Annotated in this window: 14 protein-coding genes; 5 read left to right on the forward strand and 9 right to left on the reverse strand. The window is 60.9% G+C overall.

Features of this window, described 5'->3' with window-relative positions:
• Positions 1-769: 769 nt before the first annotated feature.
• Both ACVW16_RS06250 and ACVW16_RS06255 read left to right on the forward strand, forming a co-directional pair.
• Positions 770-1,444: a hypothetical protein gene (locus tag ACVW16_RS06250; RefSeq protein WP_456802288.1), complete on the forward strand. Its 675-nt coding sequence runs from the start codon at positions 770-772 to the stop codon at positions 1,442-1,444.
• Positions 1,445-1,641: 197 nt separating this feature from the next.
• Positions 1,642-2,238, forward strand: coding sequence for an IS630 family transposase (locus tag ACVW16_RS06255; RefSeq protein ID WP_456802289.1), 597 nt, complete (start codon positions 1,642-1,644; stop codon positions 2,236-2,238).
• A gap of 89 nt (positions 2,239-2,327) precedes the next feature.
• Here the strand turns inward: ACVW16_RS06255 and ACVW16_RS06260 are convergent, their stop codons facing one another.
• From ACVW16_RS06260 to ACVW16_RS06290, 7 genes are all read right to left on the reverse strand, one after another.
• Complete coding sequence (locus tag ACVW16_RS06260; protein WP_456802290.1) at positions 2,328-2,810, reverse strand: HlyD family efflux transporter periplasmic adaptor subunit; 483 nt, start codon at positions 2,808-2,810, stop codon at positions 2,328-2,330.
• Positions 2,811-3,045: 235 nt separating this feature from the next.
• Positions 3,046-3,933: a branched-chain amino acid aminotransferase gene (locus tag ACVW16_RS06265; protein ID WP_456802291.1), complete on the reverse strand. Its 888-nt coding sequence runs from the start codon at positions 3,931-3,933 to the stop codon at positions 3,046-3,048.
• A 28-nt stretch (positions 3,934-3,961) separates the two neighbouring features.
• Complete coding sequence (locus tag ACVW16_RS06270; RefSeq protein ID WP_456802611.1) at positions 3,962-4,822, reverse strand: acyl-CoA acyltransferase; 861 nt, start codon at positions 4,820-4,822, stop codon at positions 3,962-3,964.
• 46 nt (positions 4,823-4,868) lie between these two features.
• Positions 4,869-5,990, reverse strand: coding sequence for a homoserine O-succinyltransferase MetA (gene metA, locus ACVW16_RS06275; RefSeq protein ID WP_456802292.1), 1,122 nt, complete (start codon positions 5,988-5,990; stop codon positions 4,869-4,871).
• Positions 5,991-6,017: 27 nt separating this feature from the next.
• Positions 6,018-7,292 carry an O-acetylhomoserine aminocarboxypropyltransferase/cysteine synthase family protein gene (locus ACVW16_RS06280; RefSeq protein ID WP_456802612.1) on the reverse strand — a complete coding sequence of 425 codons (1,275 nt, stop codon included), beginning with the start codon at positions 7,290-7,292 and terminating at the stop codon, positions 6,018-6,020.
• Positions 7,293-7,348: 56 nt separating this feature from the next.
• The gene (locus ACVW16_RS06285) at positions 7,349-8,317 is read right to left on the reverse strand and encodes an amino acid--[acyl-carrier-protein] ligase (RefSeq protein WP_456802293.1); all 969 of its coding nucleotides are present in this window, start codon (positions 8,315-8,317) and stop codon (positions 7,349-7,351) included.
• Between the two features lie 23 nt (positions 8,318-8,340).
• On the reverse strand, positions 8,341-9,567 hold the full coding sequence (locus ACVW16_RS06290; RefSeq protein ID WP_456802294.1) for an acyl-CoA dehydrogenase family protein: 1,227 nt from the start codon (positions 9,565-9,567) through the stop codon (positions 8,341-8,343).
• Between the two features lie 229 nt (positions 9,568-9,796).
• On the opposite strand from ACVW16_RS06290, the gene ACVW16_RS06295 reads away from it, so the two are divergent.
• The 3 genes from ACVW16_RS06295 to ACVW16_RS06305 are packed head-to-tail and all read left to right on the forward strand — an operon-like array spanning position 9,797 to position 12,301.
• The gene (locus ACVW16_RS06295; RefSeq protein ID WP_456802295.1) at positions 9,797-10,066 is read left to right on the forward strand and encodes a phosphopantetheine-binding protein; all 270 of its coding nucleotides are present in this window, start codon (positions 9,797-9,799) and stop codon (positions 10,064-10,066) included.
• Positions 10,063-12,021, forward strand: coding sequence for a long-chain-acyl-CoA synthetase (locus ACVW16_RS06300; protein WP_456802296.1), 1,959 nt, complete (start codon positions 10,063-10,065; stop codon positions 12,019-12,021). Before ACVW16_RS06295 ends, ACVW16_RS06300 begins: the two co-directional genes overlap by 4 nt.
• A gap of 34 nt (positions 12,022-12,055) precedes the next feature.
• On the forward strand, positions 12,056-12,301 hold the full coding sequence (locus ACVW16_RS06305; protein ID WP_456802297.1) for an acyl carrier protein: 246 nt from the start codon (positions 12,056-12,058) through the stop codon (positions 12,299-12,301).
• Between the two features lie 205 nt (positions 12,302-12,506).
• Here the strand turns inward: ACVW16_RS06305 and ACVW16_RS06310 are convergent, their stop codons facing one another.
• Positions 12,507-12,767 carry a hypothetical protein gene (locus tag ACVW16_RS06310; RefSeq protein WP_456802298.1) on the reverse strand — a complete coding sequence of 87 codons (261 nt, stop codon included), beginning with the start codon at positions 12,765-12,767 and terminating at the stop codon, positions 12,507-12,509.
• A gap of 621 nt (positions 12,768-13,388) precedes the next feature.
• Complete coding sequence (locus ACVW16_RS06315) at positions 13,389-14,024, reverse strand: LuxR C-terminal-related transcriptional regulator (RefSeq protein ID WP_456802299.1); 636 nt, start codon at positions 14,022-14,024, stop codon at positions 13,389-13,391.
• Positions 14,025-14,453: the final 429 nt, after the last annotated feature.

Here is a 14,453-nt window from a genome sequence, read left to right on the forward strand (position 1 = left end):
GGGTGGAGTAGGCTTAGTGCATTCACTAAGTTTTTCTTGAGAGTTAAATGACTGCTTAAATAGGTATTTTACATGCGCCACCCGATCGACACCGCTCAAAAGGATGGGAGATTCGTCATTCTAGAGGATGACGTAAGCGGACGCTTCGAGTTTGGTCAGTGGTCGGCTAAGCGGCGTGGGTGGGTTAGGGATAATGGCGAGCCAAGCGAGATCACGGCGAGGCATTGGCAAACAATGCATCTCCCAGAAGAAGGTCATGAATTTATTCTGCAAGATGAATGTGTTCCGACAAAGGAAACTGGATCGATCGCCTCCCCGGCGTCGCTAGAGCCCCGCTCCTTTCGTTTTCCCTCGGGCCTGGCTGCGCGCGCGAGGGCGACGGAATTAACTGGTCAGGTTGCGAACGCGGATGCAGTCACTGGCGTCCGGGTCGAAGCGCTGGCCGCGCAGAGCAAGCCGGAGCGCGGAGCCAGGCGCGGCGCTGGTTTGCCGTCCCCTCGGTCGCCGCAGCGATGGTTGGGGCGTCGCTCATCGGCTGGCACTTCCACCCAGAGTTGGTGGCCGATGTGACGCGATACATTGGTGAGCAGGATAACGTCGGGCCGGCACAGCAGGTGGGGAGGCCGTCGAGCAAGAAACACAGGTCGCAAGCCAAGACCCGCAGAAAGCCGATTCATCGGCGCGGGATCTGGCTCTTCATCAGCAAGCCGACCGGGCGATCTCACAGGCACAGCACGGTACTGCGCAGGATAAGCAAGCTGCGGTGGCAATGCAGCCGGAAGTGCAACGATCTTTTGAAAACGAGCGGCGCCGCGCAGAGGCGCTAGCAAATGAACTGGCGAGGGCGCAGCAGAGCTATGAGATGCAGTTAGCGCTGGTGAACAAGACGCGCGATCAGGCGACGCAGCTCAGTCAAGCCGCGGAGAGCGGGATGGCGGAGCTGCGACAGTCGCTGCAGAAGGAACGCGACAGAGCCGAGACGCTGACTGCCGAGCTTGCGAAAACGCGGCGCGACCTCGAGACCCAGCTGACGCTGTCAAGGAAGGCCGGTGACGAGGCGGAGCAAGCGGAGAAGGCCGCCGAGAGCGAGACGGCAGAGCTGCGACAGCCTCTGAAGAAGGAGCGCGACCGGGCCGAGGCGTCGGCGCCGGGGCGCGAAGAACCGACGCAGTCCACGATCGGGGCGCGAGTCGAATGTGCGTCGAACAGCCAGATCGCCCAGGTGACTCAATCCGCGGAGGCGATTGCGACAGAGCAGCCAGCGGTCGGTGAAGCGCAAGACGGTCCGGAAGCGGCCAGGTTGATGTTGCGCGCCAGCGTCCTGCTCGGCCAAGCCGATATCGGCGCAGCGCGTATCGTACTCGAGCGCGCTTTCGAGACGGGTAGCGCGCAGGCGAGCTTCATGCTCGCGGAAACATATGATCCCCTCGTTCTTTCCGCGTGAAAGACCCACGGAACACGCGGCGATGTGCCGAAGGCGCGCGAGCTATACGCAAAGGCACTTGCTGGTGGGATCCGGCAGGCCAAGGATCGATCTGGGGCATTGCATTAGAGCATTTCCCTGCTTAATTGAACCGGGGGGATTCCGGTTTTTGGCGGATTGTGATTCAAGATGCTGGCTGGATTGGAGGCCAGCATCGCATGGCCCGACCTCTATCCCTAGATCTTCGCGAGCGTGTGGTGGCGTCGGTTTTGGCAGGCGAGAGTTGCCGGTCTGTGGCGGAACGGTTTGGTGTTGCGGTCTCGTCAGTGGTGAAGTGGTCACAGCGACAGCGGACGACCGGCTCGGCTGCGCCTGGCAAGATGGGCGGTCACCGTAAGCCCGTGCTTGATCCGCACCGCGCCTTCATTGTCGAGCGGATCACTCAGATGCCGCATCTGACGCTGCATGGTCTGATCAACGGCGAATGCTTCTGCGCTTATGTGAAGCACCTTCTCCTGCCAACGCTGCGCGAAGGCGACATCGTCATTCTCGATAATCTCGGAAGCCACAAGTCGAAAGCTGTCAGGCAAATGATCCAGGCTGCTGGCGCCAGGCTCTGGTACCTGCCGCCATACTCGCCCGACCTCAACCCGATCGAACAGGCATTCTCCAAGATCAAGCACTGGATGCGGCAAGCTCAAAAGCGCACCATCGAGGACACTTGGCGCCACATCGGTCACCTCATCCAGGACATCCAGCCTCGCGAATGCGCCAACTACTTCGCCAACGCAGGTTATGCTTCCGTCAAAATGTGAAACGCTCTAGGGGGAGGATGTAGCGCTTCAGCGCCCTGCTGAGCTTAGCATCCAATGCAAGGCAACGCAGTACTGCGATGGCGTCGCTGCTATTTCTGCCGGAATGACTGATTGAATGACATCACGAGCGGCCCAACGATATACTCAAAAGCCGTCCGCTGCACAGTCGGGATCATCACTGTTGCCGGCATGCCCGGGTACAGCCGAATGTTCGGCATGCCGGCGAGTTCGTCCCGATCAACCCGCACGAACGCCGTGAAATAGGGCGCGTTGGTCTTCGAATCGGTCAACCGATCGGCCGAGACCTGAATCACGTCCCCATGAATGATCGGAATGATGCGCTGCTTGTACGCGGTCAGGTGAACCTCCGCGCGCGTGTCCGGATGCACGTCGCTGATGTCATCGACGCCGACTTGTGCCTCAATGGTCAGTGAATCCTCATCAGGAACGATGTCGAGGATTTTATCGCCGCGCTGAATTACGCCACCGACCGAGAAGACAGTGAGGCCAACAACTCGTCCCGTGTAGGGCGCGCGGATCTGCATGCGGCCGAGAACCGCTTTGGCGTTCATCGCCTTTGGGATCACCTTGAGGACAAGCAGTGGCGATGATGCGATCGATTGGGTTCGAGATAGTTGTTGCATTCGTGTTCGAACAGATGGTCATGAAAAGCTGCCTTCTCAAATTGTATCGATGAATGCATGGTAGAGGATCGGTCGATTTGTTTCGTTCGCTCCACCAGACGTGGCGACACGAGGACTGGGGTAGCATCGCCTCTCGCCATTCCGGGCCGGTGGTTGCCTCTTCTCACGCAGCAAGCTTTATCCCGTGCGCGAAATCCCAATATAGCTTTCGTGCCCGCGCATAAAAGCGCCCAGGCGCGAGGTGCCGATCGTCGATCCGGATCACGGGCGCGACCTTTGCGAAATTTCCGGTCGAGAAGATCTCGTCTGCAGTGACGAAATCGGAATAGCGCAGCGTCGCCTCCAACACCGTGACGCCGTCGCTACGCAAAAGTTCGATCACGCGCTGCCGCGTGATTCCGTTCAGGAACGTGCCGTTCGGCGCCGGCGTATAGACGACGCCGTCTTTGCCCATGAATACGTTGGAATTGCCAAACTCCGCAACGTTACCCAGCATGTCCAGCATCAGGCAATTTTGGAAACCGCGCGAGGCGGCCTCGATGAGCGCGCGAGAGCAGTTCGGGTAAAGGCAGGAGGCCTTGGCACCAACAGGCGCGGATTCGGCGGTTGGTCTGCGGAACGGCGACAGCGTGATCGCGCTGCCGACCGGCTTGGGGATCGGCGCTTCGTAGATGCAGAGGCACCAGTCCGTCGTTTCCGGATCGAACAGCACGCCGCCGCCGACGCCGTTCTGCGGCCAGTACATCGGGCGGATGTAGAGCTCGGCATCGGGCGGGAAGCGCGCGATACCTTCACGCGCCAGTCCAAGCCACATATCGAGGTCGACGACTGGTTTGAGGCCGAAGTAGACCGCGGACTGATTGACGCGGGCGCAATGACGATCGAGATCGGGTGTAACGCCTTCAAAGGCGCGCCCGCCATCGAAGATGGTCGAACCGAGCCAGAGCCCGTGGGTGCGCGGTCCCATGATCGGCACGTTGCCTTCGTGCCATTGGCCTTGGAAAAATGTCCATGTCCGCGAATGGCTGACGGACATCGTGGTGAAAACCATGACGAAACCTCCATTCTGGGAGGACGGGTTATGGACCGTAGATCACCAGCTCGGAATCCGACAGATCGGCAAGCCGAGGGCAATGCGGGCCCTTGAAGTATTTGCGGCGTTCCCTAAACAGCCCGACCAGGCCCTTCATGCGGCCATTGGCGTCCAGAGCGACGGAGATCCGGCCGCGCCAGAGCAGGAAACGGCCAAGGGCGGCGGCGCAGGCGATGTAGTCCGCCACATCGGTGCAATAGATCAGCTGCATGGCAATGGGCGCAATTCTGCGGATTCGCATCGGCTGCAGGACGAACGGAAAGGCGCGGCCATCGGGGGCGCGGCATACCAGGCTGAGGCAGCCGTAGGCTGCGTGACGTGCAAGCAGCGCGACGTCAGTTTCGGACAACCCGCCGACTGCCTGTGCATCCCGCCGGATGACTTCGACACGCATACCCTTGACCGCACGGGACAGCGCTGGAAAGGAGAAGAACAAGCCGCGGCAATAGCGGCGGAATCCCTGCGCTTCGATGGCTCGCCAAGTCCACTCCGCTGGACTGATATTGACATAGGTAACGTCGTTATTGCGCTGCGCGACCTTGGTCAGCATCGGCGCATAGATGCGAAAGGCAGGTTCCACATACCAGCTGGAAAGGTTGCAGCGGATCGAGACACGGTCGCCATAGTTCCGTGCGGTGTGAATAAGCAGCAGAGCGCCGACGGGCGTCCGATGATGCTCGAGCTCGAGCATGTAACCGAAACGCGGGAAACCGTCGGGCGTGTCGCGCTCGGACAGGCGCCGCAGTCCGTCGATCCAGTAGTCGCGCGAGCGGATCGGAAAGCCGCGTGTCAGAAGATCAGCAATGGCGTCAAGATCGGCTAATGCTATTTCGCGGCATCGGATCATGGTCCGAACTTTCACTCTTAATATTCGAGCCGCGCCGTGTTCTTGGTCACGGCGAGCGCGCCAGGCGAGCAGATTGGGCGGCAGCCAACTTGCGTCCATGGCGACGCGCCGGACTCCCGGTTGCAGACAGAGCCGCTTCTCGCGCTGCTAACGGCTTTGATCGTCCCGCTCGGTGCGACACCAGGTACAGTAACCAGTTGCGATATATGCGCTTGGCTGGCAGATGCCAGACGTTGATCAGGTCCTTGGCCACTGGATCGACCGGAAAGTCGGCGAAAAGCTCTGGGCGTCTGTCGGAAAGGGCCTTCTGTCGGAACGCGATCTGTATCTCTAACGCTTCGTCGCCGAAGTAGCCCTTCGGTATCGTCGGACAGACGTCATTCTCTTCCCGGAGGAAGCGCCCCATATCTCTCCTATATTCGCCCAACAGGCTCTGGGTTTCGTATTCCGGGTGGCCCTGGAAATGGACGAAAAGGCTATTCCCCTGCTGCTTGACGAAGCAGTCGACCCCGGCCTCAGCCGACCAGGTGAGAACCGAATATCCGCTATTCGCGAGATCCCCCTCCTCCACCTCGTTCCACCGGGCGTGCGGTATTCTGAATGTCTTCGGCACATCTTGCAGCAACGGATGATGTCTCGTCTTTGTTTGAGCGAAGACACCGAAACATTTGTTGGGCAGCTTGCGACGGGCAACGCCGTCCATGTGCAAGACGGCCGCATGCACGGCCAGGCAGGAAAACACCGACGACACGGTATTCTCCGCGGCCCAGTCGGCGATCGCTGCGAAAGTCGCCCAATATGGCTCTTCCGTCAGACTGGCGGCCCTGGGTTCCGCGCCGGTGACGATCACGCCATCGAGCCGCCTGTTCAGCAGATCGTCGATGCCACGATAGTATCGCCGCACGTAATCGCGGCCCCATTCCGAACGGGGGGTCGCCGCCATCGTATAGAAATGCAGCCTGACGAAAAGGCGTCCGGCCGCCGCATTGATGAGATCGAACAGCTGGCGCTCGGTCGACATCAAGGCAGCATCCGACATGTTGTTAATGACCCCGATGTCGAGGCACTCCACCCGGTTTCCCGGTGATGCCGTCGCGTAAGCGCCTGCGCTCGGCGCTCTCGAGAAGAGGTGATGTTCGTGCGAATCGATGTCGATCAAGACAGTCATGCGAATGCCTTCATGGTTCACGACGCATCAATTCGCAGCACAGAGGGCCTGATCGAGGTCCGCGATGATGTCGTCGATGTGCTCGATTCCGACGCTCAGCCTGATCATCTCCGGCCGCACGCCGGCTTTGTCCTGTTCTCCGGGCGACATTTGCCGGTGCGTTGTCGACGCGGGATGACAGGCGAGTGTTTTCGCGTCGCCGATATTGACCAGCCGCTTGCTGAGCTTCAGCGCGTCGTAAAACCGCTTGCCCGCCTCGAAGCCTCCAGCCACGCCAAAGGTCAGCAACGAGCAGGCCAGGCCACCTAGATACTTCTGCGTCAGTGCATAATAGGGGCTGTCGTGAAAGCCCGCATAGTTCACCCATGCGACTCGGCGGTCATCTCGCAAGAACCGCGCGACCTTCTCGCCATTTTCGACGTGCCGCTCGATGCGGAGCGCGACTGTCTCAATACCCTGGAGCAGAAGGAAAGCGTTCATCGGCGCCAGGACGGCGCCGGTGGTCCTCTGGGAGACGGCGCGGCAACGCGCAATGTAGGCGGCGGCCCCGTAGCGCTGGGTGAAAACCAGCCCGTGGTAGGATTTCTCCGGCTCGTTCATCATCGGGAAGCGCCGGCGGTGCTCCGCCCATGGGAACCTGCCGCTGTCGACGATAATTCCGCCGAGCGTAGTGCCGTGGCCGCCCATGAATTTCGTCAGCGACTCCACGACGATGTCTGCGCCATACTCGATTGGCCGGAGCAGAATCGGTGTCGGCACCGTGTTGTCGACGATCAGCGGGACGCCGTACTTGTGCGCGACTTCGGCCATCGCTTCAATGTCGCAGACGTTTCCGGCCGGATTCCCGACGCTTTCGCAGAACACCGCCCTCGTATCGTCGTCGATCAGTCTTTCCACGCTCTCCGGCCGGTCATCCTCCGAAAACCTCACCGCAATGCCCTGCCTCGGCAGGATGTGCGCGAACAACGTATGCGTGGTGCCGTACAGCTGCGGAACCGAGACGATATTGGTGCCCATCTCCGCGATATTGACCACCGCATAGTTCACCGCGGCCTGACCACAGGCCACGCTGAGTGCCTCGACGCCTCCTTCCAGGGCGGCGACGCGCTTCTCCAGCACGGCGTTGGTCGGATTGCCGATCCGGGTGTAGCGGAATCCGTCCGCTTCGAGATTGAAGAGCGCGGCTCCATGATCAGCACTGTCGAATGCATACGAGGCCGTCTGGTAGATCGGCACGGCGACGGCCTTCGTTGCCGGATCACTTTCGAAGCCGCCGTGGACGGCGAGAGTCTCTCTTCTCATGAAGGCTTGCCCTTCGGCCTTTCCCTGCCGGGCCAGCTCCCGACTTCCGTCGCGCATCAGAGCTCCCCGGACACCGAAGGTCCCCCCGCGAATCCCAGAAGGTCCCGCACCGCGATCGGCCACTGGGCGACGTCTTTGCCGTGCGTATGGAACATGGCGACGGCGAGACGGTCCATTCCGAAAGCCACGCAGGCGGTGTGGGCCGGCTCGGAGGCTGCATCGACAATGCCCCAAGCCGTGCCGAAATGATCTCGGTGGTAGTTGAAGCTCATGCAAGCGGTGGGTCGCTGCTCGGAGCGTAGCGGCACCAGCAACTCGAACTTCAGCGACTGCTGCTTCTGGCTCACCGCCATCATCTGACCGATACGGCCGAAGAAGGGGTCGTTCGCATAGTCGACCTTGAAGGTCAGTCCGAGATCCCGGGCGATGTCCTGGGCGCGTATCATCCAGCGCTCCCGGAACGACGAGACATGATCGGGGCTGCCGATACAGACGAATTCGCGCATTCTGAAGGACTGCAGCCGGTCGAGATGGCGGGAGGGCTCGCGACGGAAGCAATCGGCCGCCACGTCGAAACTCCAGCCGCCAGCCGGCACCGGACCTCGGCTCGCCGCGATCGGATAGACCGGGTAGCAGGCGGCCGGCGACAGAACGAGATCGGCCGCTGACAGCGACGCGGTCCAGTCGCCCCCGGCATCGAAGCGGTTGACCGCCGCGTCGATCTCGCTTGCCGTGCCGTGCAAGCCACAGACGCAGCCGAGGAGGTTGGGAAAGCTCTTCAGATAGCCCGACCTTTCGAGCTGGGCCCGGTTCATGACAGGGGGGAAGCGCATCACCTCAGTGTTCGGTTCTCGATTCCGCGAGATCACCGCCCCAATTCGCTCTACGACCTCTTCATAGAGCGCGGTGCGGCCGTAGACACCGGGGGATCCCATCTCATGGAACAGCTTGTCAGCGAGATGGTCCAACGGATCGGCCGGAAACGGAGTGGAGTCCGCCGGTGCTTCGACAATGGTCAGGTTCATCAGTCCATTCCTTTGGGGAGAATTTAATCGCGCAGGGTCTCCGGGACGCTGCTCATCAGCGTGGCGGTGCCGATGCTGGCGAGGATGCGATCGTTGTTGATCATGATCGGAGCGGACAGCACGTCGCGCAGGTGGCGGCCGATACTTACGTCGGTGTCGTTGCGGTAACCGGACAGGCCGCAGGCGCGCATTGCGTGCATCACGGCCGCGACGGCGAGCTCGGAGGCCTCCACCTTGAGAAGATTGATCGAGGACTGGAAATCGACGGACGACAGCGCGCGCTCGTCCCGTTCGCGAGATTCATAGAACTGGAGATTGGCAGTGATGACGGCGCGCAGTTTCGTCAGTGTCATTTTGGCGGCGGTGAAATGCGCCGCCCCGGGAGGCATATTGCCGCCCGCCCCGCGCGCGGCCTTACGGATGAAGAGCTGCGCTCGATCCACCGCCGCAGCCGCGATACCCGCCCAGACCGAGGACCAGCACAGGTGGGCGACGGGTGTCATCGTCTGCGCATGGATCCTTTCGTAGGGCACGGGGAATATCCGGTCGGCGGCGCCCCTGAAATTCAACTTGAACCCGGCGCTGCACGTTCCGCGCATGCCAAGCGTCTCCCACGCGAGAGTGGGCTCCAGCGTATAGTCGTCGCGGGTGATGGCCAGCAGCACCTGATCGGATCCGGCGGAGGAGTCGGAGCGGCGGGCGACAGTGACGATGGCGTCGGCTTCGGCCCCGTACGAAATCACCGTCGCGTCGCGCACCAGCGAAATCTCGGTATCAGCGCGCTCCACTGCGGCCGAGCTGAAGCGTATGTTTCCGCCGTTCTGGCCTTCCGTGGTCGATGACGCCAGCAGCAGCTGTTCGGCAGCCACACGGCGCATGAGGCTTTCGTGCCAGCCGCTGCCCGCGCCGTGGCGGACCAGACACGCGATCTTGGTCTGATGCATGGCGAAGATCATCCCGACAGAGGCGCACGCACGGCCGAGCCCGTAACACATATCGGCCACCTCGGAGATAGATGCACCGTCCCCACCGAACTCTATCGGTATCTGAGCGCCGAGAAGTCTCTCCCTGCGCGCCGCATCGATCGCCTTCCGCGGGAAGCGCGCCTCGCGATCGACCGCCTCGGCCTCCGTCGCAGCGACCTCCGCGACATTCGCCAGCCGTTGCCCGAACAAGGAATCGTCGGGACAGAAAGCTGCTCGGCCGACTTCCATTGCGTAATTGCGACGCTTGACCTCCTGCACACTCATGCGCCAGAGCCTCCCTTTTTCATCATGGGACGATGCGAACCGGGTCGAGACTGGTCCCGCTCAAACTGCTAGCCCACTTCCCTTGCTGCGTCGTTGGCGCAGAAGTGGGTGTCAAGGAGCTACCACTCCCAGGCGAGGTACCTCCTAAGCAGAGCTATTGACCTGAGGAGCAGTTGGGTATCGTTGACTAGATTGTGATCACGCTCGACTACGGCGAGGAGCCAGTGAAATGCACGACTTTGTCGTCAACGTTCAGAACCGTGTTCTATCCGTCGTCAGAAGCGTCCTCCAGCAGAACGCGATCACCGCCGATGTCCACCTGGAATCGCGCTTGGTGGATATCGGGCTGAGCTCGATGGGCATGGTCGAGCTGATGCTCAAGGTTGAAGCGGAGTTCGATCTCATCCTTCCCCAACTCGAAATCACGCCCGAAAATTTTCAATCCGTGAAGACGATGGAGCGGATGATCCTCAACCAGCTCGGATCCGTGGCGGGATGAAGTCAGTTGAACGGCGATTCTGCCTCGACATCCAAGCAAGCCGCATCGACCATAATCGCAAAATCGCTGCGGGGACGATTACGCCAACCGGCAAGCGGCTGCACACGGACGCCGATCCAGCCAACCCGCATGATCGCATCGTGAAGACAGCCGTGATCCCGCGGGCGACCGGACGCACCGCTCCGCGGCGCAGACGCTCTACTGCCAACACCTGGCTGCAGGGCATCGCACTGACCGCGCGGCTCGAAGATCAGCCGCGTCGGTTGTTCGCCGACGTCGTGGAAGAATGGGCACAGCGTCAGCCCGACCGACTTGCCTTGCTCTCGGATGGCCAATCCTTCACCTATGGCGAACTCGCCGCCCGGATCAACCGGTATGCGCGGTGGGCGCGGGACCTTGACCTTCGCGCCGGCCGCACCGTCTGTTTGCTGATGCCGAACCGGCCGGACTACCTCGCCTGCTGGCTCGGTATCAGCAGCGTCGGCGGAACGGTGGCACTGATCAACACGAGGCTGGTCGGCCGGTCCCTGGCCCACTGCATCGACGTCGCGCAGGCCGACCATCTCATTCTGGCTTCCGATTGCGTAGATGTGTTTGAGAGCGCACGTCCGCACCTAGACCGCGTGCCGCAAAGTTGGGTCCTCGGGACCGGCGACGAAAGCGATCTGGATAAGGCGCTCGTCGCCCTCGAGGCACGTCCGCTGTCCTCCGCCGAACGTGGCCACGTCTCGATCGATGGACGCGCGCTCCTCATCTTCACTTCGGGCACCACGGGGCTCCCGAAAGCGGCGAATGTCAGTCATCGCCGGATTCTCACCTGGGGCGGATGGTTTGCCGGATTGACGGACGCGTCCCCCGACGATCGTCTCTACGATTGCCTGCCGCTCCATCACTCCGTCGGCGGCGTCGCCGCTCCGTGCAGCATGCTCCGCGCTGGAGGTTCGGTCGTGATTGCGGAGAAATTTTCCGCAGGTAGCTTTTGGGACGATATCGAGCGTTTCGACTGTACCATCTTCCAATATATTGGCGAGCTCTGCCGCTATCTGTTGAAGGCGCCGGCATCCGAGCGAGAGGCGCGACACGGGCTGCGACTGGCTGTCGGTAATGGATTGCGCGGCGACATATGGGAGGTGTTCGCCAGCCGGTTCGCAATTCCGCAGATCCTCGAATTCTATGCCGCGACGGAAGGCAATTTTTCCCTTTTCAACGTCGAAGGAAAACCCGGTGCGATCGGCCGGATCCCGCCAGTGCTGGCGCATCGCTTCCCCGCCTCGATCATCAAGGTGGATGCCGACACCGGCAATCCGCTCCGCAGTGACGCCGGGCTCTGCATTGCCTGCGCCCCTGGCGAGACCGGCGAGGCTGTCGGGCATATCGGCAGTGCCGATCGCGGTGGCGCACCTTTCGAGGGTTACACAGACCAGGCCGAGACCGCGAAAAAGATTCTGCGCGACGTTTTTGCTGAAGGTGACGCCTGGTTCCGCACCGGTGATCTAATGATGCGCGATCAGCAGGGCTATTTGTACTTCGTCGACCGTGTCGGCGACACCTTCCGTTGGAAGGGCGAGAACGTCGCGACCAACGAAGTGAACGACGCAATCAGGGACTGCCCCGGCGTTCTCGACGCCTCGACCTATGGAGTTGCCGTACCGGAGGCCGATGGCCGCGCCGGCATGGCGGCCCTGGTGGTGGATCGACGTTTCGATTTCGGGATATTCGGAGAACATCTTTCGTATCGGCTTCCGCGGTATGCAGTTCCAGTCTTCGTCAGGCTTTGCCGGGCGCTCGATGCGACCGACACGTTCAAGCAGAACAAGCAGCGGCTGATCCGCGAGGGGTTTGATCCTTCGGTGATTGACGATCCGCTGTTCCTGCGCGATCCGGTGACAGGCGACTATCGTTCGATTGACCAGGCGGTCTACGAGCGACTCATTGCGGGCGAAATCAGGGTCTAGCGTCGGCTCGGAAAGCCGAGATGTGAGGTGCACCATGTCAGTCAAGTCCAAGATTTTTGCCACGATGAAGCTGATCGCCGAGGAACAGACGGTCACGCTTCCGCCGCTTGAGGACGATCTGTCGCTGAACGAAACCGGGTTCGATTCGCTGGCATTCGCCATCCTGGTTGCGAGGCTGGAGGATGAGCTCGGTATCGATCCATTCACTGTCGCCGAGGACACAGCTTTCCCGTCTACCCTCGGTGAGTTTGTGAGAGCCTACGAGAATGTCCCCGCCTGACATCATCGCGCTGCGCCAGTATCTCGGGCAGGAGTCCAAGAATCGCAGCATTTCCGATGCCCCGTTGTGTCGCCGGCGGGCATGATTCAGCACAGCTCCTTGACTGGCAGATCCTGCGAGTCGTCCGGCCACTCGGTGCTGCTTGCGATTTTGCAGACCCTCCCCTCGGCTCAAAACCACTCAGTCTCGACTCCCGGCCGTGCAGTCATTTCAGCGACAGCCCATTCAAATACTCGAGTATCGTATCGCAGGCCGTCTCCGCTTCCGCGAAGGTCGCAAACGCCGAACCGGCAATCCTGATCGCGCCGTTCCCTCGATAGAGCGGCCGCCACGACGCCACATACCCAGGACGTCCATGAAAGCCGGCACCAGCAGGGGTCTCATACGTGATCACAAAGGAAAAGCCGTCGCGGGCCGCGCTCCAAATTTCCATGTCCTCGACGGCACGGTGAAACTGAAGGGGCATCAGGATGCGTCCGCGCACTCGCTTTCAACCACAGAGTCTCAGTCCCGTTGGCAAGCCGACTTCGGAGACGGCCCTGGCCACTTGGGGGGCAGGGCAGGAAAGGGCCAGGGCCGCCGCTCCAGATGTGCCGAGTGCAGTCGGCACACCTTTGCGTCTGCATCTGGATGCCGTTGGTTACCCGCGACTTGTTCTACCTGACAACGGACGAACCGCGATGAACCCAGAGCTGCAGATTCCGAATAATTGCACTTTCTTTCGGCCGTCTCGGCTGCAATTCTGGATCAACCGCCACTCCTGACGGACTACCCATTTAGCTTTCCGGACATTGGTTCAGCCAATCAAGCAGCGCTTGATATTCAGTGCCCCTGAAGCTGCTCGTCCAGCCTGATCGGGAGCGCGCCGTGACGGATACACCTGCATCGCTGGCCCGCCGATGCCGATCTGAAGCTTACGACACTGCGCACGTATCAGGATCAGGTCCCGAACCGGCAGATTGCCCGGATGGGTCGTGCCGGCGCCCTCAGCCGCATCGCTGCCGAGCCCGGGCCTTTCCCGCCGCGGCCGGCGCTTCCAACAGCCGATCGCAGCTTCGACGAAGAATGGTGATGCATGCAGACCTTCTCAGCGATCGCCATTCGTCGGACTCAATCCGGAGTGCGGAGGTTTCTCCCGCGCGGCCGTCGCGCGATCATGCTGCGAGATGGCGAGGGCCGCGAGCACCGTCCGATTGCTGATGTCAAGCTTTTGAAAGATGTTGTGTAGGTGAACTTTAATAGTGCCGTCGGCAATGTTCAGCCGCCGCCCGATTTCCTTGTTCGACAATCCTTCGGAGACCAGATGCATGATCTGACGCTCGCGTTCCGTCAGCGCTGTCAGCCCATTCTCCGAATTTGCGCCCTGCTCGTGCGACAGGATCGATTCGGATGGGGTGGACGGCAGCACGTTGTGACCGTTGGCGATCAGCCGGAGCGACTGAACCAGCGCGTCAGGATCGGAGTCTCTCAGGATGATACTGCAGGTCACGGGCGTCGACGCGAGCACCAGTTCGCAATCCTCACTTGCGGCGAAAAACACCACGTGCGTCGATCGATTTTCTTTGACGGTCGAAAGAATTTTCGCGGCGGCAAGCTCGGGCATCGCGGGATCGACAATCGCGATATCGGGCGCCAGGTCCCGGATCGCCTCGATGCAGCTCGCCGCGTCGCTATAAGTTGCAACGATGTTGAAATCGGATGCGGCACCGAGCACGCTGCTCATTCCCCGCAAGACGACCGGATGCCGGTCTGCAATGACTACACTAATACGTCGCATTGGGCGTTCCTCAGCGTGTCGCCTCCAAATCCTAAACTCCGCGTACCCTTCTGCTATTTCACCTGCTCTTGGGAGACTCGCCCGAAATTTCCACAAATACAAGCAACTGTCGACATCGCGGGCAATACCTAGAGTCAATAGGCTCGCTCATGCCCTTTTCCCGAGTCCCACCCCCAGCAATTTGCGACTCGAAAATGCCCCTAAGAATGCGGTGATCAGGCTTCGGCGCGCTAGCCTCTATGGCTAGCTAGTCCGGATTACGGCGTTATCGTCAATCGTGTCATGCCCGCGGAGTGCTTTCGCGCAGAAGTCGTATCGACGGACAAAAGCTTCGTCAGGTTTTTCAATGTTCAATGAACCTTGCGACCTAATTCA

The organism is Bradyrhizobium sp. USDA 4474 (assembly GCF_054057515.1).